The following is a 26,980-nucleotide window of genomic DNA, read 5'->3' on the forward strand; positions in this document are numbered from 1 at the left end:
CTGGCTGGCGGCGCCTGGCGGGCAGGTCCAAGGACGGGGGAAGCGAACCGCAGGCGAAACGTGGACGACGCGGACAGCGTTGACGTTGCTGATGGTCCCTGACGGGGCACCAGGTTCATGTACCAAGTAACCAGGACCGATACGCGTGCGTACACGCAGTAGGCCGGTGGAGTCAGTGGGAGGTGACCGGCTCGATGTCGAGGGCGAGGGTGGCACGGCGGATCGCGACGGCGGCGGCGTTCGGAGGCGGCGGCATCAGCCTGCTGGGCGGGGCCGCGATCGGGGTGCTGCTGACCGAGGCGCGGCTGGCCAAGCGGATGGTCGGCGGATCCGGCGCGGTCGCGCCGCGGGCGGACGGGAGGTACGGCTCCGCGTTCGCGCACCGGACCGGCGAGACGCCGCTGCGATTGGGCTTCCTGGGTGATTCCACGGCGGCGGGTCAGGGCGTGCGCCGGGCCAGGGAGACGCCGGGCGCGCTGCTGGCCTCCGGGCTCGCCGCGGTCGCCGAGCGGCCGGTGCAGTTGGTGAACGTGGCGCTGCCCGGCGCGCAGTCGGACGACCTGGCCCGTCAGGTGACGCTGCTGCTGGAGTCGGGCGCTCCGGTGCCCGAGGTCGTGGTGATCATGATCGGCGCCAACGACGTGACGCACCGGATGCCGCTGGCCACCTCGGTCCGGCTGCTGTCGGACGCGGTACGGCGGCTGCGCGAGGCGGAGTGCGAGGTGGTCGTGGGCACCTGTCCCGACCTGGGCTCGGTCGAGCCGGTCTACCAGCCGCTGCGCTATCTGGCCCGCCGGATGAGCCGCCAGCTCGCCGCCGCGCAGACCATCGCGGTGGTGGGCCTGGGCGGCCGTACGGTGTCGCTGGGCGCGCTGCTCGGCCCGGAGTTCGAGGCCAGGCCGCGCGAGCTGTTCGGCCCCGACAACTTCCACCCGTCGGCGGAGGGCTACGCGACGGCCGCCATGGCCGTACTGCCGACGTTGTGCGCGGCGCTGGGGCTGTGGCCGGACACCGACGACGAGCGGCCGGACGCGCGCCGCGGCGAGGGCTTCCTGCCGGTGGCCCAGGCGGCGGCCGAGGCGGCCTCCGAGGGCGGTACGGAGGTCACGGCGGCACGGGGCGCGGTGTCCGGTCCCCGCGGGCGCTGGGCGCTGATCAAGCGGCGCAGGCGGCGCGGACTGCCGGCGGAGGACGAGCGGCACCCGGAGGCGGCGGCCGAAGGGGTGGGAACGGGCGGAGCCGGGTAGGACCAGCCACGGAGCGGGGTAAGCAAGCGCTCAGAAAGAGGCCCGCATCACAGGCGGTCTCTGATGACTCGCTGCGCTACGTGGCGGTAGCTTCCCCAGGAGTCCCGAGAATCCCGCAGCCTCGACGAGGAGTGTCGCGATGCCAGAAGCCGTCATCGTCTCTGCCGCCCGTTCGCCCATCGGGCGCGCCTTCAAGGGGTCGCTGAAGGAGCTGCGGCCCGACGACCTGGCCGCCACGATCATCAGGACCGCGCTGGACAAGGTCCCGCAGCTCGACCCGCGCCAGATCGACGACCTGATGCTGGGCTGCGGTCTGCCCGGCGGCGAGCAGGGCTTCAACATGGGCCGGATCGTGGCCGTGCGGATGGGCATGGACCACCTGCCGGGCTGTACGGTCACCCGCTACTGCTCCTCGTCGCTCCAGACCACGCGGATGGCGCTGCACGCCATCAAGGCCGGCGAGGGCGACGTCTTCGTCTCGGCCGGGGTCGAGATGGTCTCGCGGTTCGCGAAGGGCAACTCCGACAGCCTGCCCGACACGATGAACCCGGTCTTCGACGAGGCCAGGGCCCGTACGCAGCAGCGCGCCGAGCAGGGCAGCGCCGAGCTGGGCGACTGGCACGACCCGCGTGAGGACGGCGCGGTGCCGGACGCGTACATCGCGATGGGGCAGACGGCGGAGAATCTGGCCCAGCTCAAGGGGATCACCCGGGAGGACCAGGACGAGTTCGGCGTGCGGTCGCAGAATCTGGCCGAGGAAGCGCTGAAGAACGGCTTCTGGGAGCGCGAGATCACGCCCGTCACGCTGCCCGACGGCACCGTGGTGTCCAAGGACGACGGTCCGCGGGCCGGGGTGACGCTGGAGGGCGTACGGGGCCTCAAGCCGGTCTTCCGCCCCGACGGCACGGTCACCGCGGGCAACTGCTGCCCGCTCAACGACGGCGCCGCCGCGCTGGTCGTGATGTCCGACACCAAGGCGCGCGAGCTGGGCATCACGCCGCTGGCCCGCGTGGTCTCCACCGGCGTGTCCGGGCTCTCCCCCGAGATCATGGGCTACGGCCCGGTCGAGGCGTCCCGGCAGGCGCTGTCGCGGGCGGGCCTGTCGGTCGGCGACATCGACCTGGTCGAGATCAACGAGGCGTTCGCGGCGCAGGTCATCCCGTCCTACCGCGACCTGGGCATCGACCTGGACCGGCTGAACGTCAACGGCGGCGCCATCGCCGTCGGCCACCCCTTCGGCATGACCGGCGCCCGCATCACCGGCACCCTCATCAACAGCCTCCAGTTCCACGACAAGCAGTTCGGCCTGGAGACGATGTGCGTCGGCGGCGGCCAGGGCATGGCGATGGTCATCGAGAGGCTGTCGTAACGCGCCGCCGAAGCCCGTCATCCGGCCATTTTGTGACCTTCCGTGATCACTCGGCTTCGTAACGCACAGTTGTGACGTAAGTCGCAATCAAATCGCCCCCAGGATGTGATTTTTCCTGGGGGCGATGCGTTTTCGCAGGTCAGAACGGTCATACCCGGATGGCCTAGGACGACAGACCCGGCCAATTCGTGACTTTCCGCACTGCAAAGGCCAGGGGTTTACCGGCAGAGTGTTGGGAGGGGAAAGTTTCACCCACCGCTTCGGTGGGCATTGCTCGGGTCGCGCGTCAGTCGGGAGAACGTCAGTGAGCGCCAACTTCACCGTCCTGCTGGTCGCCGCGGGTATCGCCGTGGCCGCGGGTTCCGCCGCCCTGCTCTCCGCTCGTGGCATGCGCCGCGAGCTGTCCGCCCTGCGTCAGGACCTCGCCGGTCTGAGTGTGCCCGGACCGCGCGCCTCCGCCGGGGACATCAGGTCCGCCGTCGCCGACGCGCTCGCCGACGAGCGGGAGCGGGAGCTGGCCGAGGCCCGTGCCTTCTGGGCCGAGCAGGAGGCCCGCGAGACCGCCACCGACGGCACCTTCTTCCGCGGCGGCGTCTACGGCGCCGGCGCCGAGGGTCCCGCGGCCGGTGACTACGAGGTCCCGCCGGTGCTTCCCTACCTGCCCCGGCAGGCCGACCTCGCGGGCCTCGAGGCGGCCGGAATCGAGACGGGCGGCCTCGAAGCGGCCCACGAGCCCGAGGCGTCGGAGGCGACCCTCCCGCTGCCCGGCACCTTCCCGCACCCCTCGGGTCCCGACTACGCGCCGTCCCCGGTCGTCGCGTCCCAGGACCAGACCGCCGAGCGCCTCGCCGACCTCGCCGACGGCCGCGTCCCGCTGACCGACGTGCGCCCCGGACCGCTCGGCACCCTCGACGTGTACGTCTTCGCCGACGGCACCACCTTGTGCATGACCCCCGGCCACCGCGAGACCGCGGTACAGCTCTCCGACGCCCTCGACCGCGGCGAGGTGCCCGTGCTGCGCGGCGGTTCCGCGATAGCGGGCGCGTACGCGCTCACCTTCGCGTACGGCGACGAGAGCGTGTACGTACTGGCCGACCGGGTCGTGGCCTCGCTCTGAGGCGGACTCGCTCCAGGGCCGGACCCGCTCCACGACGGCCTCGCCCCCAGGGCTGGACGCCGGTTTCCGGCCCTGACCGGCTCAGCCGATCGCCTTCGCCGCCGCCGACACCCGCTGGAGGGCCGCGGCGCACACCTCCGCCGTACCCGCCGGGTCGGCTTCCAGGGCCGCCGCCAAGTCATTGCCCGCGACGGCCAGTTGATCACCGACGGTGAAGACGCCGTCGTCGGGCAGCTCGTACGGCTCCCGGCCGGGGAACTCCAGCGCCTGCGCCTGCCGCGCCAACCACCGTGCCAGCGCGAGCCCTTCGGCCGCCGCGCCCGCTTGGAGGCGGCGCTGCGGAAGCGCCCGCAGCCGTCCCGCGAGGCGTTCGACGGAGGGGCGCAGAGGAGTGCGATCGGCCATGGTCGTGACCCTACCGGCGCGCGCGGACCGGCATCGCACCCATATCCGCACGTCCGGGGTGGTTGCCAACGGGGGAAGGCTCGGGCACGGTGGGGTAACCGGACCACCTACCGGAGGCGCCGATGTCCCAAACGCACTTCTCCGCCGAGACCCACCGCAATCTGCTGGACCGCATCCCGCACTGCACAGGCCGCGAGGTCAGCGACTGGCTGAGAGACCTCGCCGACGGCCCTTCTTTCTTCCGCTTCGACGACAAGGTGAGCTGGCTGCGCAGCGAGCACGCCCTCTCCTACGGCCACGCGAAGGCCCTCGTCCACGAGTACGACCTGCGGCGGGCCGCACGCAATCTGATGTAGCGCCCGCCAGGCCCCGCCCCCTTCCTCCACAGACGCCGACGGGCCGCCGGGAAGCGACGCTTCCGGGCGGCCCGTCGCGATGACGCGGACCGTGTGCGCTAGTCGCGCAGGATCGAGAGCAGCCGCAGGATCTCCAGGTAGATCCAGACCAGCGAGACGGTCAGGCCGAAGGCCGCGAACCACGACTCGTTCTGCGGGGCGCCGAAGCGGATGCCGTCCTCGACCTGCTTGAAGTCCAGGGAGAGGAAGAAGGCGCCGAGGCCGATGCCCAGCAGGCAGAAGACGATGCCCAGCGGGCCGGTGGTCAGGCCCAGGCCGTTGCCGCTGCCGAAGGCGTAGAACAGCAGGTTGACCACCATCGCCAGCAGGAAGCCGACCGCGATGGCCATGCCGATCCGCGCGTAGCGGGCGGTGACCCGGATCAGCCGGGTCTTGTACGCGAACAGCATGCCCGCGAAGACCGCCATGGTGCCGAGCACGGCCTGGACGGGCGCGCCCTGCCACCGCTCGTTGTACATGTTGCTGATGACGCCGAGGAAGACGCCCTCGAAGATCGCGTACCCCAGGATCAGGGCCGGCATCGGGGTGCGCTTGAACGACTGGACCATCGCCAGCACGAACGCGATCAGCGCCGCGCCGATGGCCAGGCCGTAGCTGTCGGGCAGCGCGAACCAGCCGAGGATCGCGCCGAGCACGACCACGCCGAGCGTCATCGCGGTCCGCATGACGACGTCGTCGATCGTCATCCGGCCGGTCTGCGCCGGACCCGCGGCGGGACCGGCGTACATCTCCTCCATCTGCTCGGGGGTGAGGGGCTGCCCGTCGGCCGCGTACGGGTTCCCGCCCTGTTGGGGCTGGGCGGCATACGGGTTCCCCGCTGGCTGCCCGTAAGGGTTTCCGCCCTGCTGCCGGGCACCCTGGGCGCCCTGCGCACCGAATCCGGCGTACGAGTCCCCGCGGGTGAATCCCCGCCGGGAGAAGACCGGGTTGCTGCTCCTCATTTCACTCCTCCAAGACCGCGTGCTGCGGCTCCGCTTGCGTCAAGAGTAATGGCTTGGCAAAAAGCCGAGCTACGCCTGGAGGAGGATCTTCCCCCAGGACGGACCCTCAGTCACGTCGGCGCCGGAAGAGTCCGCGGCGGGGCGGACCCGCGGCGGCGGTTTCCGCGGCCGTTTCCCGCACGGCTTCCGCTTGTTCGCCTTGCTCGCCCTGTTCGGCTCGTTCGGCTCGTTCGCCTTGCTCGGCGTGTGCGTCCGAGCGGCGGACGGCGGCCAGCAGGTCACGGGCGAGGCTCGTATAGGTGTCGTCCAGCCAGGGGCAGAGCAGCACCAGGCGGCACAGCGAGCCGAGGACGGTCACCTCACGGGTCTGGTACGCCTTCGCCGCGTCCAGCATCCGTTCGGTCAGGCGCAGGCCGACGTCGGCGCGGACGGCCGGGTCGCCCCAGGCGGTGGCCACCATGGCGAAGGCCGCCGTCTCGTTGACCCAGTCCTCGGGGCCGTGCAGCAGGTCGAGCAGGACCGCGCGGCGCCGGGAGTCCTCCCACGGCTCGTCGGCGCGGTGGTGGGCCACGCCCAGGCAGGCGAAGGTCTGCACGGCGCGAATCCACAGCTCGGGGCGGTGGTCGCGCAGGAAGCGGCCCTGGTCGTCGTCCGGCGGCTGCGGCGGGTGGGCGAGGACGCCGAGCAGGTCGTCGAGGCCGAGCCCGGCCAGCCGCACCGCGTGGTCGTACGCGGCGGGCAGGTGCGGCCAGCTCACCGAGGCGGTGTCCTGGACCAGCCCCGCGGCCTCGGGCGACGGCGGCGCGACGGCGGGCAGCGCGGCCAGGCCCTCGTACCGCCAGATCCGGACGGCGACCTCGGCGGTCGGCTGCCGGGGGTCGGGGTCGCCCGCCGCGTCGTTGACGAGCGTGCCGCCGGGCAGCGCGAGGGCGAAGGCGAGGGCGGCGCTCGGCGGTTCGACCGCGGAGGCGGACAGCTTCGCGCCGCCGCCGGACCGGATCGCCTGCGCGTCGGGGCTCTCCAGGATCTGGTGCAGGACGTTGACGGTCGCCTCGGTGGCGCTGTCGACCACGCCGAGCCACGGCTGCCACTCGCTGTGCCGGGCCAGGACGGTGCCCGCGTAGGGGTGGTCGGGGTGCTCGCGCAGGTGGTCGGTGAGGGCGACGAGATGGGCCGGGTCGCCGTCGGCGGCGTAGCGGACGCCGTGCACGGCCGGGGCGGCCTGCGGGTGCCGCGGGTCCGCGGTGACGGCCCGCTCGGCCCACGCCAGGCCCTGCTCGGCGCGGCCGGTGACCGCGTACAGCTCGGCGATGTCGACCATCAAGGAGAGGTCGGAGTCGTCCCTGGCCATCTCCTCCTCCCAGACCCGCAGTGCCTCGTCGGGGCGGCCCGCGGCGCGCAGCGCGTAGCCGAGCATGACGCTGGGCACGTGTCCCGGCTGGACCCGGCCCGCCTGCCGGGCCCAGGCGATGGCGCGGTCGTGGTCCTCGAACCGGCGGGCGAGTCCCGAGCCGATGGCGGCGAGCTGCGCCTCGTCCGGGTGGCGTTCGACCACCGCGCGGGTCAGGTCGTAGAAGGGCCGCAACGCGTCGCGGGCGTGCTCGGGCACGGGGTCGGGCAGCGCGCCGCCGACCGCGCGGGCCAGCGCCTGCGTCATGACCTGCGGCGGCAGCAGTTCGGGCAGCCGGTCCTGGGTGAGCCAGGCGACGTGCGACCACGGCCGGTCGTACTCGGCGCGTACGGCGGCGGCGATCAGGCCGACCGCCTCGGCCCACTCGCCGCAGGCGGCCTGGAGGTGCGCCCGGCAGACGACGGCGCCGATGTAGGGGTGGTCGAGCGGGAAGAGGTCGAGCGCGGCGCGCGGGCCGCCCGCGCGGGTGGCGAGTTCGGTGAGCGCCTCGTGGGTCTCGGGGAGCAGCGGGTCGATGGCGACGGCGTTGCCCAGATGGCTCGCCGCGTGCGGCAGGTCGCCGCCGTCCATGATCAGCCGGGCCAGTGCCGTCTCGCCCTCGGCCGCCAGCCGTTCGTCACCGCCGCCCGCGCACAACTCGGCGTCCCCCGCGTGCAGTTCGTCCATCTCTCCCGCCCCTCCGTCGCGGCGCCGGCCCGCCTGGGGCCGGACTCGGACAGCTACGACCTGTCCGCGCCCGACCGTAGTACCCGCGCGTGTCGAACACGGTCACCGGGGTGTCACGGACGTGACCCGGAACGCACCGCCACACCGGCACGCGCAGTGGACGGTGGGCGCCGCGCGCGGTATTACTTGAGGGTGCAGACGAACACACGTTCGAACGTCAGGGAGCAGGCCATGCCACGCCCCGACCACACCCGCGCGCTGCACGCCGCCCTGCTCACCGCGGCGCGCGGCCTGCCGGTGATCCCGCTGTCCCGGACCAAACTGCCCGCCATCCGCTCACCGCACCGCGACGAGCCCCGTACGAGTGACTGCCGGGGCGCGTGCGGGCGTCCGGGACACGGTGTGTACGACGCGAGCACCGACCCGGCCCGGATTCGCTCCCTGTTCGCCGCCGCGCCCTGGGCGACGGGGTACGGGATCGCCTGCGGCCGGGCGCCGCACCATCTGATCGGCCTCGACCTCGACGTCAAGCACGGCGCCGACGGCGTCGCGGCGCTCACCGCCCTGGCCGCCGCCCACGGCTTCGCCGTGCCCGACACGGTCACGGTGCTCACCCCCAGCGGCGGACGCCACCTGTGGCTGACCGCGCCGACGCAGGTCCCCAACTCGGCGGGCCGCCTGGCGCCGGGCATCGACGTGCGCGGCGAGGGCGGTTACGTGGTCGGCCCCGGCTCGCGTACGGTCGCGGGCCGCTATCTGCTGGCGCCCGGCACCGCGGGCCATCCGCTGGCGCCCGCGCCGTCCGCGCTGCTGCTGCTCGCCGCGCCGCCACCGCCGGTCGCGCCGCCCCGCGATGCCTCCGCGCCGCGCCACCCCGCGGAGAAACGTGCCGCCGCGCTCGTCCGCTTCGTCCTGGATTCACACGAAGGAGAGCGCAACGGCCGGTTGTTCTGGGCTGCGTGCCGGGCGTACGACGCCGGTCTCGGCGAAGCGCTGGCACCGGCGCTGGTGACGGCGGCGGTGCACACCGGGCTGAGCGAGCGCGAGGCGGCGGCAACGGTGGCCTCGGCGGCCCGCCCGCGTACCTCCCCGCACCCGTAACCCCGGAACGAGGCACCCCGACGCCCCGGCACCCCGGCGGCTCCATGTGCCCTCCGGCACCCCGGCACGGGGTGCGGACCTCGCACCGGTCGGGTCGTACGGCTGCCGACCGGCTGCCCGCGACCGGGGTACGCACCGGCCTTCCCGGGCATGACGTGTACACCAGCTCACACCATGGGGGCCCGCATGCTGCACATCCTGATCGTCGCCGCGGTCATCGCCGCCATAGTCATCGCCATAGCCCTGGCCGTCACCGGCCGCCGCGGCCGCATCCGCTGAGGCCCGCCTCACGCGGAAGGGGGCAGCGCCCGTCGGCTCCGGGGGGCGTGGGGGCACCGTGCTGGCACGGTGCCCACCGGGCGGTCCTCTGGGTGGAGCGGGGTCACCGCCGGTGAGGGCGGTGGTGCCCGGAGCCGGACTTGAACCGGCACGCCCCCGAGGGGCAGCGAGGTTTAAGCTCGCCGTGTCTGCGTTCCACCATCCGGGCCGGCGAGGCGCAGTGAAAAGCGTATCGGGGTTGGAGATCCCGAACAGGGCGCCCAACCGGCCATGTTGTCTTATTTTAGGGGTTACTGACGGGGTGTTAGTACGAGTTCCAGGGTTCTTGGGCTGAACAGGCACCGTTCACAGCAGTATCAGTCGCCACGCACAAGTGACGCGAAATCGCTCTCCGCGACCGGATCTCGCCCTCCGCGCTCAGCCGGGCCCGCCCAACTCACCTCAGCACCGCCCAAACCCAGCACAGCCCAAACCCAGCACAGCACAAACCCAGCCGGCTCAACGCAACCGGGCTCAGCTCAGCCACGCCGTGCGGGTCGCGGGCATGCCGGGGTCGCCGTCGGGGGCGGTGCGCACCGCGAGGACCTGGTTGACCCCGATCCGGTTGCGCTCGAAGGCCAGCGCGGAGGCCGCCATGTAGAGCCGCCAGACCCGGGCCCGCCCGGCCGACGTGGCCCGCGCGGCGGCGCCCCAGGCGTCCTCCAGATTGCGCACCCAGGCGCGCAGCGTGCGCCCGTAGTGCTCGCGCAGCGCCTCGACGTCCCGCACCTCGAACCCGGCCTCCTCCAGCCGGGCCACCGTCGACCCGACCGGCGCCAGCTCCCCGTCGGGGAAGACGTACCGGTCGATGAACTCGTCGATGCGGTATGACTCCTCGTCGCGCAGCGGGCGGCGCGCGATCTGGTGGTTGAGCAGCCGCCCGCCCGGCCGCAGCAGTCCGTACAGCGCCTGCGCGTACTCGCGGTAGCGCTCGCTGCCGACGTGCTCGGCCATGCCGATGGACGAGATCGCGTCGTAGGGGCCGTCCTTGACGTCCCGGTAGTCCTGGACGCGGATGTCGATACGGTCGGTGAGCCCGGCCTCGGCGATCCGCTTGCGGGCGAAGGCGGCCTGCTCAGTGGAGAGCGTGACGCCGGTCGCGTGGACGCCGTAGTGCTCGACGGCGTGCAGCACCATCGACCCCCAGCCGCAGCCGACGTCCAGCAGCCGCATCCCCGGCCGGAGGCCCAGCTTGCGGCAGACCAGGTCGAGTTTGGCGGACTGCGCCTCCTCCAGCGTGGTCTTCTCGCCCTCCCACACCGCGCAGGAGTAGACCATCGAGGGGCCGAGGACCAGCGAGTAGAAGTCGTTGCCCACGTCGTAGTGGTGGGCGATGGCCGCCTTGTCGCGGGGCCTGCTGTGGGCGATCCCGGTACGGCGGCGGACCTCCTCGGGCGGCGGCGGGGGCGGCAGCCCGGGCCCGGCCAGCGCGAGGGCCGCGCGGGCGACGCGGTAGTTCGCCGGGTCGCGCAGGACGCCCGCGGTACGGCGCACGGCGGCGGCCGTACTCTGCGCGGGCCCTTCCTCGCGCTCCCAGAACAGCCCGGACAGCAGGCCGAGCGCCTCGTAGAAGTCGCCGTCGACGTCGAGGTCGCCGGAGACATAGGCGCGGGCCAGGCCCAGCTCGCCGGGCTTCCACAGCAGTCGGCGCAGCGCGCGGCGGCGCCGGATGACGAGGACGGGGGCGCCGGGCGGCCCGGCCTCGCTGCCGTCCCAGGCGCGCACGCGCAACGGGAACGGAGTCGAGAGGGCGTGGTCGGCGAGTTCGACGATTCTGTGAGCCGCGTCAGCCATGCTTCCGAGCGTACGACTGAAAGACAGTCTCCGCTGACGAATCTACGTTGCGGATACATGCATTTTTTCCGGGCCGCTCACCGGGGGCGGCGCGGGCGCCGCGCGGCGGAAGCGGAGGACGCCGCGCGGGTGCGCGGGACGGGCGGCGAGGCGCCGCCCCGACCGGACACGGCGGGGCGTCCGGCGGCTCGGGAGCAGGCCGCGCGGGCAGGTCCCGGAAACGGCGCCGGGTACGCCGAAGGGCGCCCGCACCACGGATGGCGGGCGCCCTTCGGACGGTGGAGCGGGTGCGGCGCGCGCGCCGCGGCGCGTCAGGACGCCTTGGCGGGTTCCGCCGTCTTCTCGGCGGGAGCCGGCACCGCCGCGGCCGGAACCGGAGCGGGGCGGGCGGCCTCGTAGAACTCCTCGCGCGGGTTCTCGATCGCGCCGAGCGAGACGACCTCACGCTTGAGGAACATGCCGAGCGTCCAGTCGGCGAAGACCCGGATCTTGCGGTTCCAGGTCGGCACGGCCATGCCGTGGTAGCCACGGTGCATGTACCAGGCCAGCCGGCCCTTGACCTTGATCTTGGCCTTGCCGAAGACGATCATCGCGACGCCCTTGTGCAGGCCGAGACCGGCGACGGCGCCCTTGTTCGCGTGCTTGTACTCCTGCTGCGGGAAGCCGCGCATCCCGGAGACCACGTTGTCGCCGAGCACCTTCGCCTGGCGCAGGGCGTGCTGGGCGTTCGGCGGGCACCAGGCGCCCTCGCCCGCGGCGAGGTCGGGGATCTGGGCGTTGTCGCCCGCGGCCCAGATGTAGTCGCTGCCCTGCACCTGGAGGGTGGGGGCGGTGTCCACGTGACCGCGCGGGCCCAGCGGCAGACCGAAGCGGGCGAGCGCCGGGTTGGGCTTCACACCGGCCGTCCACACGATGGTGGAGGCGTCGACCTCCAGGCCGTTGGCGAGCACCACGTGCTTGTCGACGCAGGACTTCATCGACGTGCTGAGGTAGACCTCGATGCCGCGCTCGCGCAGGTGCTCCAGGCCCCACGTGCCGAGCTGCGGGCCGACCTCGGGGAGGATCTTGTCCGCCGCGTCCACCAGGATGAAGCGCATGTCCTCGCGCTTCACGTTCGGGTAGTACTTGGCCGCGTCGCGGGCCATGTCCTCGACCTCGCCGATGGTCTCCGCACCCGCGAAGCCGCCGCCGACGAACACGAAGGTCAGCGCCTTGCGGCGGATGTCCTCGTCGGTCGTGGAGTCGGCCTTGTCGAGCTGCTCCAGGACGTGGTTGCGCAGGCCGATGGCCTCCTCCACGCCCTTCATCCCGATACCGTTCTCGGCCAGGCCGGGAATCGGGAAGGTACGGGAGACCGCGCCGAGCGCGATGATCAGGTAGTCGAACGGCAGCTCGTAGGACTCGCCCACGAGCGGCTCGACCGAGGCGACCTTGCGGTCCTGGTCGATGTCGACGACCCGGCCGGTGAGCACCTCGGCCCCGGGCAGGACGCGTCGCAGCGGGACGACGACATGCCGCGGGGAGATGCTGCCGGCGGCAGTCTCAGGAAGGAAGGGCTGGTACGTCATGTACGAGCGCGGGTCGACGACTGTGACGGTCGCCTCGCCGTACCGCATCTTCTTCATGATGCGACGCGCCGCGTACAGGCCGACGTAACCGCCGCCTACTACGAGGATCCGTGGACGCTCCGTGGTGCTCATGGCGACAAGTATTCAGCACGTCCCAGGGGGGTGCTCGTGAGCCCCTTCACAAGGTACTGGACACCCTGTGCTATCCTGCCCGGCTTCATGACCAGGGCCTATCTGACCTGCGCGGACTCCTCCGCACCGCCCGCTCCGGCCACCGCCTCTGAGCAGCGCTGATCGATCACCGCTCATCCGTCGTTCCGACGCCCGTCACACCGCCGAAACACTCTCCCGCCAAGGATTCAGGGGGTTTGACACGCGGTCACCTTGGAAAATTTGGGCCGCGGGGCGGGAACTTCATGTGAAGAGTTTCACAAAGCTTTTCCGGAGGAGGGTCCTCCGGCCGGGTCATCCGGCCCCCGTGCGGGTGAAGACGTGGGTCGTCCGGGTCCCCGGCGCGGCCTCCATCGTATGGGTCCAGTGCAGGAAGCCGGCCTCCTGAAGCTGCTGGTCGAGCCCGTCGTCGCCGTGGGAGTAGAGCCGGAATTCGGTCAGCGCGGGGAAGCACTCGCGGAGCCGTTTGAGGTAGTCCGCGACCTCGCCGACACCGAACACCATGTCGGACCTGACCGCGAGGACGGACAGCCCCGGAAAGCGCTCCGCCAGCAGCCGCGGATCGAGCGTGGCCGGGGCGGCCCGCACCGACAGCAGCCATACCGCGCGCCGCGCTTCGGCGGGCCACAGCCCCGCCATGCGCCACGCGCTCAGGCCGCAGTCGGGACAGGCGCAGTCGTCGAACCACAGCTCCTGGACGCCCGGCGCCGTCGGCGCCGGGAACCGGTCGTGCCGGACGGAACCGTCGAGCGACAGCACCAGCAGGGCGGGGGGCAACTCGAGGCCGGACAGGCCCGGCTCGGGGTCGACCAGACGCAGTGAGCGCAGATTCCGCAGCCGCCGGACGACCGCGTAGCTGTCGGCGGCGCCGTCGACCGTGAGGTCCGTGACGCCGGTCAGCCGGTGGAGATGGGGCAGCTCGTGCGGCCCCACCGTCAGCGGCCCGAGCCAGGACAGTTCGGAGAGCACGACATGGGCGAACTCCGCCGTGTCGAAGTCGGGCCACATGCCGACCAGCCGCCGCTCGGTCTCCAGGTCGGGGACCGCGGCGAAACGGGCCAGCAGCCGCATGGCGGAGGGCCCGCCGACCAGGCGGCAGGTCTCCAGAATCGCCCGCACCACGCCGGGCGCCAACTCGGGCCGGGGGCCGGGCATCTGATCGAGCACCACCTCGCCGAGATTCGCCAGCGCCGCGGCCTGCGCCGGATTCTGCGGGGGAATCAGCTCCGCCGCCCGCCGTCTCGCCTCGTCGACGACGCGCGGGTCGATCGCGGTGCCGTCGCCGACGCAGTCCACGGCGAGAACGGTCAGCCGCAGCCGGTGGGCCTTGTCCCGACGGGCCCGTTTCAACAGGGACTTGATCAGGTGATCGCGCTCGGAGTCCCGCGCCCGCCCGGACACCATCACCACGACGTCCTGCCACTGGTCCTCGTGCGCGTGCTTGATCAGCAGGGCCAGATCGCCGTCGTTGAGCAACTGGTCCGCCGCCAGGTACTCCTGGAAGGTGCGGTGCACGAAGTCCACCGAGTCGTGTGCCGGGGCGCGCAACAGCCCCGACCGCTCCAGCAGTTGGCGGGCCACGGCGGCGGATTCCTCGGGGTACTGCGCCGAGTCCGCGAGGTACGCGGCCACCCGCCCGGTGAGCTGGGCGAAGGAGATCTCGGTCAGATCGTTGCGGATCATCCAGTACGCGAGCCTGCGCAGCAGCATCTCCTGGACTCCGCTGCGCAGCCGCGGGCCCTCCACCGCGATGTTCCGCTGCTGGTCGCGGCGGACCAGCAGCATCTCCAGCGCCGCGTCGTACACCTTGACCCGGTCGTCGGGAAGCTGCATGTCCCGGTCCCAGTGCAGCGCGCAGAGCAGGGCGCACAGCAGCGGGTTCCCGCCGAGTCTGCGCAGCTCGCGCCGCTCGGACAGGCTGCGCACGAGAGCGTGCTCGTACGTCGTCAGGCGCGCCCGTTCCTCCGCGTCCTCGGCGGTGGACCGCATGGTGGTGTGCCAGTGCTCGATGAACTGGTTCTGGTCCGACGGACTCATCGGGGCCAGCTCGAAGGAGGCGAAGCCCATCGGGGCGAGCCAGCGTTCGGTCACGGCCGCCTGCCGCGAGGTGACGACATACCGGCAGTCCGGGTATCCGCTGGTCAACTCGCGCAGCCAGTCGCGGACTTCGTCGCGGCGGCTCGCGGGCAGTTCGTCCACACCGTCGATCAGCACCAGGCTGTGCGCGGAGTCCAGCGCGTCCCGGACGAAGCCGTCCGGCGCGACGTCGGCGAGCGTCCTGGCCGCGTAGGTCAGGAAGTCCTCGGGGGCGGGCAGCGGCCGTTCGGCGAAGTGCCGCAGCGGGAGGAAGAACGGCGTCGCGCCGTTCCACCGGCCCATCGGCTCCGGCAGATCGCCCCGAATGGCCCCCACGGCAAGCCACTTGAGCAGCGTGGTCTTGCCGGAACCGGCGTCTCCCCTGATCAGCACCCGCTTGGCGGCGTGGATCGCCTCCTGCACGCGCTGGGCGCTGCCCTCGCCCTGGACGGTGAGGCTGATGTACGACGTGCTCATCCGGTAGCGGAAGTCCGAACGGCGCAGTGTCACACCGAACAGCTCCATCGTGTCCAGCAACGTCTCCACGCACGGGTGGTACTTGGCGAGGAACGCCTGCTCGGCCGCGGTGCGTACGGCCGCGGCCGACGGCGCCGGTTCCCCGACCGCCGCGGCCTTCGCCGTCAACGTCGCTTCCCGCTCGGCCGACTTGGCCCGCACCCACCGCTCGCGGCACTCGCGCCGGACGTCCTCCGCGCGCTCCCGGCCGCCGCCCTCGTGGAGGACGCAGGCCACCGCGATCGAGACGGCGTCGTCGACCGAGGGCAGGCTCTCGCCCTGCAACGCCCGGCCCAGCGTGGACTTCGGTACGGGGCGGCCGCGCGGGACGGCGCCGGTCAGCCGGGCCAGGACGGCCAGCGACGGGTCGCCCGCGTGGGCCCGTAATCGTGCCAGCCACACCGCGAAGTCGGCCGCCGCCGACAGGTCCTCCGACTGATCCATGCCCCGCCGTTCCGGTCTGCCCAACCCTGTCCAGCCCTGCCCGACCCCGTCCAACCCTGTCCAGCATCTTCCCGCGTGCTGGAGGCGGTGTCCGGGCTCCGGCTCAACTCGTCACGTACACAGAGAAGAAGGAGAAGGACATCGTGACGGTCATCGAGACGGCGGCGGCAGCCGCGCGGACGGAATTCAGCTGAGAAAGTGTGCCGGCGCTCGCCCCGGGAGGCCCTTCGCCGGGCTTCCGCGGGGCCGCCGGGGACGTGCGGGCGGCCCCCCGGCGGACTCCCCCGGCCGGGTCGGACCAGGCCCGCAGGCGGCGCGTGAAGGGGTCGCCACAAAGGCTCTGACCTGGGCTTTCATGCCCGATGGGCCTAGCGTTCTCCCTGTCGGAAACGCCGGAGAAGACCGGAGAAGAGGGGGCTGGCGTGGAGCGGGACATCAGGTCGGTGGAGGACGTACTGAGGCTGCTGGACGGGCTGTTCGCCGGGGACGCGGACCGGTGGACGGCAGGGGCCGCCGGGTGGTGGGACGGGTTCTACGGGGACCGGGAACGCGGAGTGCCGTTCTTCGTGGACAAGCCGGACGAGAACCTGGTGTCCTGCCTGGACCGCGAGGTGGTGCGGCCGGGACGGGCGTTGGACCTGGGGTGCGGGCCGGGGCGCAACGCGGTGCTGCTGGCGCGGCGCGGCTTCGAGGTGGACGCCGTCGACCTGTCACCGGCCGCCGTCCGATGGGCGCGGGAGCGGGCGCGCGCGGCCGGGGTGGAGGGAATCCGCTTCCACGAAGGGGACGCCTTCGCGCTGAGCGAGGGCGGCGACGGCGACGGCGCGGGCGCGGGCGAGTTGAGCGGGCCGTACGACCTGGTCTGCGACTCCGGCTGCTTCCACCATCTGCCGCCGCACCGCAGGATCAGCTATCTGGCGCTGCTCGACCGCGTGCTCGCCCCCGGCGGCCATCTCGCGCTCACCTGCTTCGCCGCGGGGGCGATGGGCTCGGAACTGCCCGACGCGGACTTCTACCGGGACGCGCGGCTGCACGGCGGCCTCGGCTACACCCCCGAGTCGCTGCGCTGGATCTTCTCCGGCCTGACCGAGGTCGAACTGCGCCGCATGCGCGACGAGCCGAAGGACTCCCCGTACTTCGGGGAGCCCTTCCTCTGGACGGCCCTGTTCCGCAGGGACGGCTAGGGCCTGTCCCGGCCCGCCGACTCCGCCACGGCATACGCGATCCCGTCGAGGATGTCGTGTTCGCTGACCACGACCTCCTTCGCGCCCGTGCGCTCCATGATCCGCAGCAGCACCAGCGCGCCCGCGCCGATCACGTCCACGCGGCCCTCGTGCATCACGGGGATCGCGGCGCGCTCGGCGTGGGTGGCGGCCAGCAGCCGCGCGGTGATCCCCGCGACCTGCTCGACGGTGATACGGGAGTGGTGGATCGCGGCGGAGTCGTACGCGGCCAGGCCGAGCGCGATGCCCGCGACGGTGGTGACCGACCCGGCGAGACCCACGAGCGTACGGGCCCGGTCGAGGGGGACGGCGCGGGCCGCCTCGTCCAGGGCGGCGTCGATGTCGGCGCGGATCGCGGCCACCCGGTCGCCGGTCGGCGGGTCGACGACCGCGCCGTCCGCCACCAGGTGCCGTTCGGTCAGGCGGACGCAGCCGATGTCGACCGAGCGGGCGGCGGTGACCGTGTCGTCGCCGAGGACGAACTCGGTGGAGCCGCCGCCGATGTCGACCACCAGATACGGCGTGTCCAGGGCCTCGGCGCCGGTCAGGCCGCGGGTGGCGCCGGTGAAGGAGTAGGCGGCCTCCTGGTCGCCGCTGATCACCTCGGGCTCGACGCCGAGGAGGGAGACGACTCCGCGTACGAAGTCGTCCCGGTTCTCCGCGTCGCGGGACGCGGAGGTCGCCACGAAGCGGACGCGGTCCGCGCTGACGCCGTGCTCCGCGATCACCTCCGCGTACTCGCGGCAGGCCGCGAAGGTCCGCTCCAGCGCCTCGGGGGCCAGCCGCCCCGTGCGGTCCACGCCCTGGCCGAGCCGGACGATCCGCATCCTGCGGTCGAGGTCGGTCAGCGCGCCGGTCGCGGGGTCGACGTCGGCGACGAGCAGCCGGATCGAATTCGTCCCGCAGTCGACGGCCGCCACGCGGACGGTCGTGCCCCGCGGCCCGTCGGTCGCCGTACCGGTCGTCACGCGGACTCCTCCGTCTCGGGGGCGGTCCCGGTTCCGGTCCCGGTCGCGGTTCCGGTCCCGGTCGCGGTTACGATCTCCATCGCGGGGGCGACGCACGGGCCCTTCGCCCACCACTCGGGCAGCATGGCGATGGCCTCGTCGCCGAGCGGGTTCACGCCGGGGCCCGCGGCCAGGGAGTGGCCGACGAGCACGTGCAGGCACTTGACGCGGTCCGGCATGCCGCCCGCGCTGGGAAAGCCCTCCAGGACCTCGATGGCGTCGCGCCGCGCGATGTAGTCCTCGTGGGCCGCGCGGTAGGCCGCGGCCAGCTCCTCGTCCTCGGCGAGCCGGGCGGTCATCGTCTTCATCACGCCGTCGGCCTCCAGCGTGCCGATCGCGGACGCGGCGCGCGGACAGGTCAGGTAGTACAGCGTCGGGAAGGGCGTGCCGTCCTCCAGCCGGGGCTGGGTCTCGACCACGTCCGGGTTGCCGCAGGGGCAACGGTGCGCGATCGCGCGCAGGCCGCGCGGCGGGCGGCCGAGCTGCGCCGTGAACGCGGCGACGTCCGCGTCGGTGGGCGGGGTGGGGGCGGTGGGCTCGGGGTGCTTCGTCATGGGCCGTTCTAGGTCGGGGGCGGTACGCGGGGAGCGAGGGGTCAGTGCCGGGGCGCGGCGGCGGCGTCGGCGTGGTCGAGGCTGTCCCACAGATTGTCGTACCAGGGGCGGTGTGCGGCGGCCTCGTTCGTCGTCCGGTGGTCGGCGGCGGCGTCCCCGGTCGGGGCCGGCGCCGCCACGTTGTAGCCGGTCTCGCCGGGCAGGACGAAGTGCAGGTGCTCGCGGGCCTGCGTCCGTACGTACTGCGGGTCCTGCCAGCGCGCCTTCTCCTCGCGGAGCTCCTCGACCCGCTGGCGGGCCTTCTGGGCCTCGCGGCGCTGGTCGGCGATGTCGGAGCGCTGGGCGATGTACTGCCGCGTCGGGTAGGCGAGCGCCACGACCAGGGCGCACAGCACCAGGGCGAGCAGCGCCGCGCGGCCGGTGAGCTTGTTGCGCCGCGGCGGGCGCCGCTTGGCCGCCGCCCGGTACACCCGGGCCTGCGCCTCCTGGCCGATGGCCTTCAGCCGGGCCGAGGTGGAGAACCGATCCGCCCCCACGCCGTGTCTCCCCTCGCCGTCCTCGCACGCCGTCGCGTCCACACGCTGCCGTACGGGCGCGCACGCCAGTACGTCCCCGCCCACGGTACGGGACCGGGTGCGGGGACGTACGGAGGCCGGGGCCCGGAAACGGACGGCTCAGTGCTTGAAGCGGGGGAACGCCGAGCGACCCGCGTACACGGCGGCGTCGTCCAGGATCTCCTCGATCCGCAGGAGCTGGTTGTACTTGGCGACGCGCTCGGAGCGGGCCGGGGCGCCGGTCTTGATCTGGCCGCAGTTGGTGGCGACGGCCAGGTCGGCGATGGTGACGTCCTCGGTCTCGCCGGAGCGGTGCGACATCATGCACTTGTAGCCGTTGCGCTGGGCCAGCTCGACGGCGTCCAGCGTCTCGGTCAGCGAGCCGATCTGGTTGACCTTCACCAGCAGCGCGTTCGCCGTGTCGTTGTCGATGCCCTTCTGCAGGCGCTCGGGGTTGGTGACGAACAGGTCGTCGCCGACGATCTGCACCTTGCTGCCGAGCTTCTCGGTGAGGACCTTCCAGCCCGCCCAGTCGTCCTCGAACAGCGGGTCCTCGATGGAGACCAGCGGGTAGGAGGCGACCAGGTCCTCGTAGTACTCGGTCATCTCGGCGGCCGAGCGCTCCTTGCCCTCGAACTGGTACTTGCCGTCCTTGTAGAACTCGGAGGCGGCGACGTCCAGCGCGAGCGCGATGTCCTGGCCGGGCGCGTACCCGGCCTGCTTGATGGCCTCGATGATCAGGTCGAGCGCCTCGCGGTTCGAGCCGAGATTCGGCGCGAAACCGCCCTCGTCGCCGAGGCCGGTGGACAGGCCCTTGGTCTTCAGCACGCCCTTGAGCGTGTGGTAGACCTCGGCGCCCCAGCGCAGCGCCTCGGAGAAGGACTCCGCGCCGACGGGGGCGATCATGAACTCCTGGATGTCGACGTTGGAGTCCGCGTGCGAGCCGCCGTTGAGGATGTTCATCATCGGCACGGGCAGCACATGCGCGTTCGGGCCGCCCAGGTAGCGGAAGAGCGGCAGGTCGGACGCCTCGGAGGCGGCGTGCGCCACGGCGAGCGAGACGCCGAGGATCGCGTTGGCGCCGAGCGAGGACTTGTCGGGCGTGGCGTCCAGGTCGAACATCGCCTGGTCGATCAGCCGCTGCTCGGTGGCGTCGTAGCCGACCAGCTCCGGGCCGATCTGCTCGATGACGGCGAGGACGGCCTTTTCGACGCCCTTGCCCTGGTAGCGGTTCTTGTCGCCGTCGCGGAGTTCGAGGGCCTCGAATGCGCCGGTGGAGGCGCCGGACGGGACCGCCGCGCGGCCGGTGCTGCCGTCGTCGAGGCCGACCTCGACCTCGACGGTGGGGTTGCCTCGCGAGTCGAGGATTTCCCGGGCTACGACGACGTCGATGGACGGCACGAGTGTCTCCTTCAGTCCTTCTGAGATGTCTCTGTCTTTTTCGACCTGAGCCTAACCGTCTTCGGTGTCGCGCCCAGTACCGAGCCCGGACCCTGAGACGGAAAAAGGCCCCGGCCGGGCACGCTCGGGGGAGAGTACGTGCCCGGCCGGGGATCACATCCCGTGGCCTCAGCCCAGGTGCAGGTGCTGGCCCGGGTAGATCAGGTTGGCGTCCTGCACGATGTCCTTGTTCAGGTCGAACAGGTGCTGCCAGCCGCCGGAGACGTGGTGCGCGGTGGCGATCTTGGAGAGCGAGTCGCCGGAGACGACGGTGTACTCGCCGTTGCCCTTGCCGTGGCTCTTGTGGTGGGTGACCGGCGCGGAGGTCTCGGCCGGGGCCGGGGTGCTCTGCTGCTGCGACGGCTGCGAGGAGCTGTCGGAGGAGCCGGTGTTCGAGGAGTCCGAGCTGCTGGAGCCGGAGGAGCTGGAAGACGACGACGAGGAGGAGGACGACGACGAGGACGGCGACGAGGTGTCGACGTTCGCCGCGGAGCCGCCCGAGGTCAGGTTGCCGGCGCCGGCGCAGGCCCAGGCACCCGGGCCCTGCATGGCGAGCAGCTTCTCGGCGGTGGCGATCTGCTGGTCCTTGGTGGCCAGGTCGGCGCGCGCGGCGTACTGGGTGCCGCCCGCGGCCTCCCAGCTCGACTGCGAGAACTGGAGGCCACCGTAGTAGCCGTTGCCGGTGTTGATGGACCAGTTGCCGCCGGACTCGCACTGGGCGACGGCGTCCCACGTGGAGACGGAGGCGGCGGAGGCGGAGGTCGCTCCGAGGAGCGGTACGGCGATCGCGGTGCCGGTGACACCGGCGAGCGCGGCGATGCGGACGAGCTTGGACGTACGGCGGTGCTTAGCCATGGTTCGTGTCCTCACCGACGCCTGCGAGGTGAGCTGTCGGGTTCGGGCGTGAGTTGCCCGGCCGGATCCGCGACCGCGGATTCCGTGCTTAACCCCGAGCCGGTGCGTTCCGCAGGCTGCGTGCCGTACGAACGTGACCGGCGAAAGACCTTGGGTCCCCCGCTCCTGCCTACGGCGCTTTCGCGTCGACTGTTCCCGTCGGTCGGCGGCAGGACTCGGCGTTCCTGACCGGCGGGGCCCGCTGTGGCGAGCGATGACGACGCTAAGCACAGGCGCCGGAAAGGACAAACATCCGCGTTCCGCCCCCGCACCGCTCCCGCCCCCAGGGCAGGTTCAGAGAATCGCAGGTCACAGGGGCCGGTTTCAGCGCTCTGCGAGCGGGCGGTCACAGGGGCGGGCGAGAGGCTTGTCACACGGGCCGCGGAGGACGTCGTACGGTTCGTCCGGTTTGCCCCCGCGGCCGTGACGGACGGTCAGGAAGACGCGGAGCCCTCAGCCGAGGTCAAGTGTCAGGATCTGACCCGGTTTGATGAGGTTCGGGTCCTGGCCGATCACCTGCCGGTTGGCGTCGTAGAGACCGCTCCAGCCGCCCTGGACGTGGTGGCTGGAGGCGATACCGGCGAGCGAGTCGCCGTACGCGACGGTGTAGTCGTGGCCGCCGTCGGCGCTGTGTCCGGTGTCGCTGGCGCCGGTGGCTCCGGTGCTGCCGTCGTCCGAGCCCTTGCCGGTGTCCGTACCGCTGTCCGCGCCCGCGTCCGTGACGGCGGTCAGCTCCGTACGGGTCGCCTGGTCGGCCGCGGCCAGCTCGGCGTCGGTGGGCACGTACGGCTTCGCGTGGCGGCCCGTGCCGGGCGTCGCGGGCGCGTCGGCGGTGGGCGAGCCCGGAGTGTTCCGCGAGCCGTCACCGGGCGACGTGGGGGTGACGGGGGCGGTGGGCGCCGTGGGCGTCACCGGGGTGACCGTCGAGCCGTCGGCGGGCCCGGTGGGCGTGTCCGTCCCCGGCGCGGTCGGGATGATCGTCGGCAGCGACGGGTCGGTGTTCGAGCCCCCGGTGCCGCCGGAGCCGCCGGAGCCGCCGGTCGTGGCGTCGCCGGAGGGCGGGGTCGAGGCGGACGGCGCCGGGGTGGTGGGGGTGGCCGCGGGCGTGCCGCCCGCCACGGGCGGCGTCACGGCGTCCAGCAGCCCCGTACCGTCCTCGCAGCCGGGCCAGGCGTTCGGCCCGAGGTCGGCGAGCATCTGCTCGGCGACGGCGATCTGTTCCGTCCTGGACGCGAGGTCGGGGCGTGGCGCGTACGCCTGGCCGCCGTAGGCGTTCCAGGTGTCCTGGGTGATCGCCAGGCCGCCGTAGAAGCCGTTGCTCGGGTCGGCGCTCCACAGGCCGCCGGTCTCGCATATCGCGACTTTGTCCCACGTGCTGGAGTCCGCGGCGTGCGCGGCCCCCGCGCCGAGGAGCGGGAGTGCGATCCCCGCGCCGGTCGCCGCGACGGTCACCATGGCCGCCGGGGCCTGTCGCGGTCGGCGGTGCCGGCCGTTCCCGGACGAGAGCATGCGGTCGCCTTTCTCGTAAGCCTTACGCGCCGGAGCGCGGTGCGTGACGTGACGGCGGCGGGGAGCGGGCCGGAGCCCGCCGACGTTGCTGGTGCTGTTGCTGCTGTTTCCGCTTCCGCTTCCGTGACGTCCGCCGCGTCTGGCGCGAGCCGTCCGCGAGAGGTGGCCGTCCGTACGCACCGTGCCCGTACGAGCGACCGCGCTTCTCGCGTTGACCGCAGAACGTAGCGGTGTTGGCCAACGGATCACAAGTCGGTGTAGCGATCATCACGTCGCGATCACGACCGTGACGCGCCGTCACTTCTGTTGTGCGGCCTCGGCGGTGAACGACACCGGCAGCGTACGCAGTCCGCGCATGATCAGTCCGCCGCGCCAGCGCAATTCGGCCGGATCCGCCGCGAGCCGCAGGTCGGGGAGGCGGGTGAGAAGGGACGCGAGCGCCGTCCTGGCTTCCAGCCGGGCCAGCGGCGCGCCCAGGCAGTAGTGGATGCCGTGGCCGTAACCGAGGTGGGGATTGTCACGCCGGGCCAGATCGACGGTATCGGGCGCGTTGAAGCGCGCGGGGTCGCGATCGGCCGCCGCGAGTACCACCAGTACGGGGTCGCCCGCCGCGATCGACTGACCGCCGAGGCTCAGGTCGCCGGTCGCGTAGCGCCAGGTGGCCAACTCCACCGGGCCGTCGTAGCGCAGCAGTTCCTCCACCGCGGTCTCCAGCAGCCCGGTCTCGCCCGCGGCCAGCGACTCCTGGAGGCGGGCGCGCTGCTCCGGGTGGCGGAGCAAGGTGTGCACCCCGTTGCCGATGAGGTTCACAGTCGTCTCAAAACCGGCGAAGAGCAGGATGAAGGCCATGGCGGCGGCCTCGTTCTCCGTCAGGTGCTCGCCGTGGTCGCTCGCCCGGATCAGACCGGAGATCAGGTCCTCGCCCGGGTCTTCTCTCTTACGGTGGATCAGCTCGACCAGATACGCGCGCATCCGCTTCACCGACCGCGCCACTCCGCCGCGCGGGCCGCCGCCGTGCCGGATCATCATCCCCGCCCAGTCCCGGAAGTCGTCCTGGTCCTGCGGCGGCACGCCCAGCAGGTCGCAGATCGCGTAGATCGGCAGCGGGAAGGCGAAGTCGTGGATGAGGTCCGCCTCGCCGCTCGCCGCGAAGCCGTCGATGAAACGGTCCGTCAACTCCTGCACCCGCGGCCCGAACTCCGCCACCCTGCGCGGGGTGAACGCCTTCGACACCAGGCGGCGCAGCCGCGTGTGGTCCGGCGGATCGATGTTCAGCAGATGCGTCATCAGATCCGCGCTGCGCTCCCCCGGAATCCCGGTCTTCCCCTTCGCCCCCGCCGACTCCGCGTGATGCACCGGATTCTTGCTCAGCCGCCCCTCCGCCAGCGCCTCCCGCGCGTCCGCGTACCGCGTCACCAGCCACGCCTCCACCCCGCTGGGCAACGTCGTCCGCCGCACCGGCGCGTGCTCCCGCAGCCAGGCGTAGGCGGGGTAGGGGTCGGTGGCGAATTCCCACGTGAAGAGGGTGGGGCCGCCGTCGGCCGGGTCGGTGGGGGCGGGGGTGGGGCCGGTGGGCGAGTCGGCGGTGGGGTCGGTGGTGGGGTCGGTCATGCGCCGACGCTATCCGGCCCGGCCGCGTTCCCGGCTCACCGGGACCTGGCCGTTGCGGGGGCGGGGGCGTCAGGGGCTCTCTGAGGTTGTGGACGCCAGGGCGACGCGGCTCAGGCGGTCGGACTGGCGGGTGGTTTCGGGGAGGCGGTAGGCGGGGGCGAGGGTCAGGGTGTGGGCGCAGGCGGTGGCGAGGTCGATGCCGTGGCCGGTGGAGACGTAGACGGGCTTGACGCCGGTTTGGGTGCGCAGGGCGCGGCCGACGGTTTCGCCGCCGTCGAGGAGGTCGGCGTACGCGCCGCGCTCCGGGGCGAGGGCGTCGGGGTCGTAGCGGCCGACGAACGGGGTCTTGGCGACTCCGGCGGTCGGCAGGCCGGTCAGCACGCCCAGGTGGCAGGCGAGGCCGAAGCGGCGCGGGTGGGACAGGCCGTGGCCGTCGCAGAGCAGCAGGTCGGGGGTGGCCCGCAGGGTGCGCAACGCCTCGACGAGGACGGGCAGTTCGCGGAAGGCGAAGAGTCCGGGCACATACGGGAAGGTCGTGGTCGCGGTGGCCGTGGCGCGCTCGACCACGTCGAGCGTCGCGGTGTCGATGACCACCACGGCCGCCGCGACGAGGTCCCCGGTGCCGCGTCCGTCGCCCGCGTAGGCGACGTCGAGCCCGGCGACCAGGCGGGGCGCGGCCGGTCCGGGGCCACGGTGGTCGGCCAGCGGGCGCAGCCGGTCCTGGAGCGCCAGCGCCTCCGCCTCGTCGGCCGGCCACGCGTGCGGCACGTCGACGCGCATCGGGGCTAGCCCGCCTCGGTCGTACGGGGTGGCTCGGCGGTCCGAGTCCGCTCCGCCGTACGGATCGCGTCGCGGTAGCGGCGGGCCGCGTGGCGCAGGGCGGCTTCCGGGTCGAGGCCCGCGGCCTGGGCGGCGGCGGCCTCGGCGAGGAGGTGGTCACCGAGGGCGGTCTCGTCGGTGGCGGGCGTGCCGGGGGCGGGGCCGGGGCCGGGGGTGTCGTCGGCCGGGAGCGGGAGGCCGGCCTCCCGGGCGCGGCCCGCGAGCTTGGCGGCCAGGGCGAGGGCGGGCGATGCGAGGGGCACGCCGTCGGTGACCGAGTCGCGGGACTTCTCGACGCCCTTGAGGCGGATCCAGTTCGCCCGCACCTGCTCGGGGGTCTCGGCGACCTCGTCGCCGAAGATGTGCGGGTGCCGGTGGACGAGCTTGTCCACCAGTCCCCCGGCCACGTCGTCGATGCCGAACGGCTCCTCGGGGTCGCCCTCCGCGATGGCCGCGTGGAAGACGACCTGGAGCAGGACGTCGCCCAGCTCCTCGCGCACCGCCGCGCGGTCCCCCTCCTCGATCGCCTCGACCAGCTCGTACATCTCCTCGATGCCGTACTTCGCCAGGTCCTCGTGCGTCCGCAGGCTGCTCCACGGGCACTCGGCCCTGATCCGGTCCATCACCTGGACGAGGTCGAGCAGCCGGGCGCCGGGCAGGTCGTACGAGCCGGGCAGCAGCTCCAGGTCGGGCATGGCGACCCGTCCCGAGCCGCCGAGCCTGGCCAGTTCGTCGGTGACGGCCGGGTCGCCCGCGCCGCCGCCGGGCGGCAGATAGACGACCGTACGGCCGCCCGCCGTCGCGTCCACCAGCTCGCGGCCGCCGGGCGTCGCCAGCTCGACCCGTACCCCCGCCTCGCGCAGATACGGGAGCTGCGGATGCTCGGGGTCGGCGCAGACCACGAGGTCGGCCTCGCGCAGCGTCTGCCAGGCGGGCCAGGAGAGCTGTCCCGGCGCGACCCGGTGGCTGGTCGTGAGCAGCACCAACCGCCCGGGCGCGTTCGCGTCGTCTACGTCGTTCACCCCTCGAACGTACCCCGGACCACCGACATGCCCTGCGGGCGGCTGCTGCACGGACCGCGCGGCCGGGTCCGCTTACGCGCTCGGGTCCGCCGGGGTCGCCGTCTTGGTCACGACCCACGGCTCGTTGGTGGCGCCGACGATGGCCTTCTTGGCGTCCCAGGTGCCGTAGCGCGGGTTGACGTCCACGCCGAGCGACTTCGCGGTCTTGGAGATGACGGCGATGGCCGCCGCGTTCCCGGTGTCGCTGCCGGGCTGGAAGCCGAGGCTCTGGATCAGCTTGCCGACGGCGATGTTGGTCCGCAGGAAGGTGTCGATGCCGGACGGCACGATGTCGTACTGCTGGAGCAGCGCCGCCTCGAACTGGCTCTCGTCACCGCCGAACTGCTGCAACGCCTGCGCGTGCGACTGCTGCACCTCGGCGGTGCTGACCGAGAGCCCGGCGTCGGACACGGCCTTGTCGATCACCTTGTTCTGCACCAGCATGCTCAGCGTCTGCTGCGGCAGCTTGCCGCTCTGCCCGATGAGCTGCGCCGCCTGCGGCGACTTGCTCTGCGCGTCGCGCACCTGGTCGACCTCGTGCTGGAGCGTGGCGATCGAGATCTTCTGGTCCCCGACCACCGCCGCGGCCCCCGGGTGCGCGGGTCCCGAACCGCACGCGGTGAGGGCGGGCGATGCCGCCAGCAGCGCGGCTGCGGCGATCGAGACGGCGGTGCGGCGGCGGACCATGGTGCCTCCCGGCATGGGAACGACCTAGCGGTACTGAAGCGATGATCGAGTACGAGGATAT

At 72.7% G+C, this 26,980-nt stretch carries 22 protein-coding genes, 1 tRNA gene and 1 riboswitch; of the genes, 6 read left to right on the top strand and 17 right to left on the bottom strand.

Features of this window, described 5'->3' with window-relative positions:
• Window positions 1-194: 194 nt before the first annotated feature.
• The 3 genes from ACIP4Z_RS21215 to ACIP4Z_RS21225 all read left to right on the top strand — a co-directional run bounded on the left by ACIP4Z_RS21215 (window position 195) and on the right by ACIP4Z_RS21225 (window position 3,733).
• Window positions 195-1,247 carry an SGNH/GDSL hydrolase family protein gene (locus tag ACIP4Z_RS21215; protein WP_355346950.1) on the top strand — a complete coding sequence of 351 codons (1,053 nt, stop codon included), beginning with the start codon at window positions 195-197 and terminating at the stop codon, window positions 1,245-1,247.
• A gap of 139 nt (window positions 1,248-1,386) precedes the next feature.
• On the top strand, window positions 1,387-2,616 hold the full coding sequence (locus tag ACIP4Z_RS21220) for an acetyl-CoA C-acetyltransferase (protein ID WP_355346947.1): 1,230 nt from the start codon (window positions 1,387-1,389) through the stop codon (window positions 2,614-2,616).
• A gap of 304 nt (window positions 2,617-2,920) precedes the next feature.
• Window positions 2,921-3,733, top strand: a complete 813-nt coding sequence (locus ACIP4Z_RS21225; protein WP_391051582.1) for a hypothetical protein — start codon at window positions 2,921-2,923, stop codon at window positions 3,731-3,733.
• Window positions 3,734-3,814: 81 nt separating this feature from the next.
• Here the strand turns inward: ACIP4Z_RS21225 and ACIP4Z_RS21230 are convergent, their stop codons facing one another.
• Complete coding sequence (locus ACIP4Z_RS21230) at window positions 3,815-4,138, bottom strand: hypothetical protein (RefSeq protein WP_355346944.1); 324 nt, start codon at window positions 4,136-4,138, stop codon at window positions 3,815-3,817.
• A gap of 122 nt (window positions 4,139-4,260) precedes the next feature.
• Between ACIP4Z_RS21230 and ACIP4Z_RS21235 the strand changes: the two genes are divergently transcribed.
• Window positions 4,261-4,494, top strand: a complete 234-nt coding sequence (locus ACIP4Z_RS21235) for a DUF4287 domain-containing protein (protein ID WP_188285479.1) — start codon at window positions 4,261-4,263, stop codon at window positions 4,492-4,494.
• A gap of 98 nt (window positions 4,495-4,592) precedes the next feature.
• Here the strand turns inward: ACIP4Z_RS21235 and ACIP4Z_RS21240 are convergent, their stop codons facing one another.
• Window positions 4,593-5,495 carry a Bax inhibitor-1/YccA family protein gene (locus tag ACIP4Z_RS21240; RefSeq protein ID WP_355346941.1) on the bottom strand — a complete coding sequence of 301 codons (903 nt, stop codon included), beginning with the start codon at window positions 5,493-5,495 and terminating at the stop codon, window positions 4,593-4,595.
• Between the two features lie 106 nt (window positions 5,496-5,601).
• Window positions 5,602-7,572 carry a hypothetical protein gene (locus ACIP4Z_RS21245; RefSeq protein ID WP_401310233.1) on the bottom strand — a complete coding sequence of 657 codons (1,971 nt, stop codon included), beginning with the start codon at window positions 7,570-7,572 and terminating at the stop codon, window positions 5,602-5,604.
• Window positions 7,573-7,803: 231 nt separating this feature from the next.
• On the opposite strand from ACIP4Z_RS21245, the gene ACIP4Z_RS21250 reads away from it, so the two are divergent.
• On the top strand, window positions 7,804-8,673 hold the full coding sequence (locus ACIP4Z_RS21250) for a bifunctional DNA primase/polymerase (RefSeq protein WP_355346935.1): 870 nt from the start codon (window positions 7,804-7,806) through the stop codon (window positions 8,671-8,673).
• Between the two features lie 401 nt (window positions 8,674-9,074).
• Here ACIP4Z_RS21250 and ACIP4Z_RS21255 read toward each other — a convergent pair.
• The 4 genes from ACIP4Z_RS21255 to ACIP4Z_RS21270 form a co-directional block, all read right to left on the bottom strand.
• Window positions 9,075-9,160: transfer RNA gene (locus ACIP4Z_RS21255), tRNA-Leu, on the bottom strand.
• Window positions 9,161-9,465: 305 nt separating this feature from the next.
• Entirely contained in the window at window positions 9,466-10,785 is a 1,320-nt protein-coding gene (locus tag ACIP4Z_RS21260) for a cyclopropane-fatty-acyl-phospholipid synthase family protein (RefSeq protein WP_355346932.1), read from the bottom strand.
• 311 nt (window positions 10,786-11,096) lie between these two features.
• Window positions 11,097-12,485, bottom strand: coding sequence for an NAD(P)/FAD-dependent oxidoreductase (locus ACIP4Z_RS21265; RefSeq protein WP_355346929.1), 1,389 nt, complete (start codon window positions 12,483-12,485; stop codon window positions 11,097-11,099).
• 333 nt (window positions 12,486-12,818) lie between these two features.
• Complete coding sequence (locus tag ACIP4Z_RS21270) at window positions 12,819-15,560, bottom strand: NACHT domain-containing protein (RefSeq protein ID WP_391051591.1); 2,742 nt, start codon at window positions 15,558-15,560, stop codon at window positions 12,819-12,821.
• 422 nt (window positions 15,561-15,982) lie between these two features.
• Here ACIP4Z_RS21270 and ACIP4Z_RS21275 point away from each other — a divergent pair, with 422 nt between their 5' ends.
• Window positions 15,983-16,744: a class I SAM-dependent methyltransferase gene (locus ACIP4Z_RS21275; RefSeq protein WP_401310238.1), complete on the top strand. Its 762-nt coding sequence runs from the start codon at window positions 15,983-15,985 to the stop codon at window positions 16,742-16,744.
• Here the strand turns inward: ACIP4Z_RS21275 and ACIP4Z_RS21280 are convergent.
• The 10 genes from ACIP4Z_RS21280 to ACIP4Z_RS21325 form a co-directional block, all read right to left on the bottom strand.
• Window positions 16,741-17,751, bottom strand: a complete 1,011-nt coding sequence (locus ACIP4Z_RS21280; RefSeq protein ID WP_401310241.1) for an exopolyphosphatase — start codon at window positions 17,749-17,751, stop codon at window positions 16,741-16,743. The two genes, ACIP4Z_RS21275 and ACIP4Z_RS21280, sit on opposite strands and share 4 nt — an antisense overlap.
• Window positions 17,748-18,344 (bottom strand): DUF501 domain-containing protein, encoded by a 597-nt coding sequence (locus tag ACIP4Z_RS21285; RefSeq protein WP_401310244.1) that lies wholly within the window; start codon window positions 18,342-18,344, stop codon window positions 17,748-17,750. Before ACIP4Z_RS21285 ends, ACIP4Z_RS21280 begins: the two co-directional genes overlap by 4 nt.
• Window positions 18,345-18,385: 41 nt before the next feature.
• Window positions 18,386-18,880: a septum formation initiator family protein gene (locus ACIP4Z_RS21290; RefSeq protein WP_355346914.1), complete on the bottom strand. Its 495-nt coding sequence runs from the start codon at window positions 18,878-18,880 to the stop codon at window positions 18,386-18,388.
• A gap of 138 nt (window positions 18,881-19,018) precedes the next feature.
• On the bottom strand, window positions 19,019-20,299 hold the full coding sequence (eno, locus tag ACIP4Z_RS21295) for a phosphopyruvate hydratase (RefSeq protein ID WP_355346911.1): 1,281 nt from the start codon (window positions 20,297-20,299) through the stop codon (window positions 19,019-19,021).
• A 168-nt stretch (window positions 20,300-20,467) separates the two neighbouring features.
• The gene (locus tag ACIP4Z_RS21300) at window positions 20,468-21,193 is read right to left on the bottom strand and encodes a transglycosylase family protein (protein WP_401310248.1); all 726 of its coding nucleotides are present in this window, start codon (window positions 21,191-21,193) and stop codon (window positions 20,468-20,470) included.
• 3 nt (window positions 21,194-21,196) lie between these two features.
• A riboswitch (cyclic di-AMP (ydaO/yuaA leader) is annotated at window positions 21,197-21,380 on the bottom strand.
• A 305-nt stretch (window positions 21,381-21,685) separates the two neighbouring features.
• Window positions 21,686-22,741, bottom strand: a complete 1,056-nt coding sequence (locus tag ACIP4Z_RS21305) for a transglycosylase family protein (protein WP_401310251.1) — start codon at window positions 22,739-22,741, stop codon at window positions 21,686-21,688.
• A gap of 297 nt (window positions 22,742-23,038) precedes the next feature.
• A complete protein-coding gene (locus tag ACIP4Z_RS21310) occupies window positions 23,039-24,352 on the bottom strand; it encodes a cytochrome P450 (protein ID WP_391051607.1) in 1,314 nt (437 codons plus the stop codon).
• A gap of 69 nt (window positions 24,353-24,421) precedes the next feature.
• Window positions 24,422-25,132 carry an endonuclease V gene (locus ACIP4Z_RS21315; protein WP_401310254.1) on the bottom strand — a complete coding sequence of 237 codons (711 nt, stop codon included), beginning with the start codon at window positions 25,130-25,132 and terminating at the stop codon, window positions 24,422-24,424.
• A 5-nt stretch (window positions 25,133-25,137) separates the two neighbouring features.
• On the bottom strand, window positions 25,138-26,193 hold the full coding sequence (locus tag ACIP4Z_RS21320) for a nucleoside triphosphate pyrophosphohydrolase (protein ID WP_401310257.1): 1,056 nt from the start codon (window positions 26,191-26,193) through the stop codon (window positions 25,138-25,140).
• Window positions 26,194-26,265: 72 nt separating this feature from the next.
• Window positions 26,266-26,934 carry a SurA N-terminal domain-containing protein gene (locus ACIP4Z_RS21325; RefSeq protein ID WP_355346893.1) on the bottom strand — a complete coding sequence of 223 codons (669 nt, stop codon included), beginning with the start codon at window positions 26,932-26,934 and terminating at the stop codon, window positions 26,266-26,268.
• Window positions 26,935-26,980: the final 46 nt, after the last annotated feature.

This window comes from Streptomyces sp. NPDC088910 (assembly GCF_044749865.1).
Lineage (GTDB): Bacteria > Actinomycetota > Actinomycetes > Streptomycetales > Streptomycetaceae > Actinacidiphila.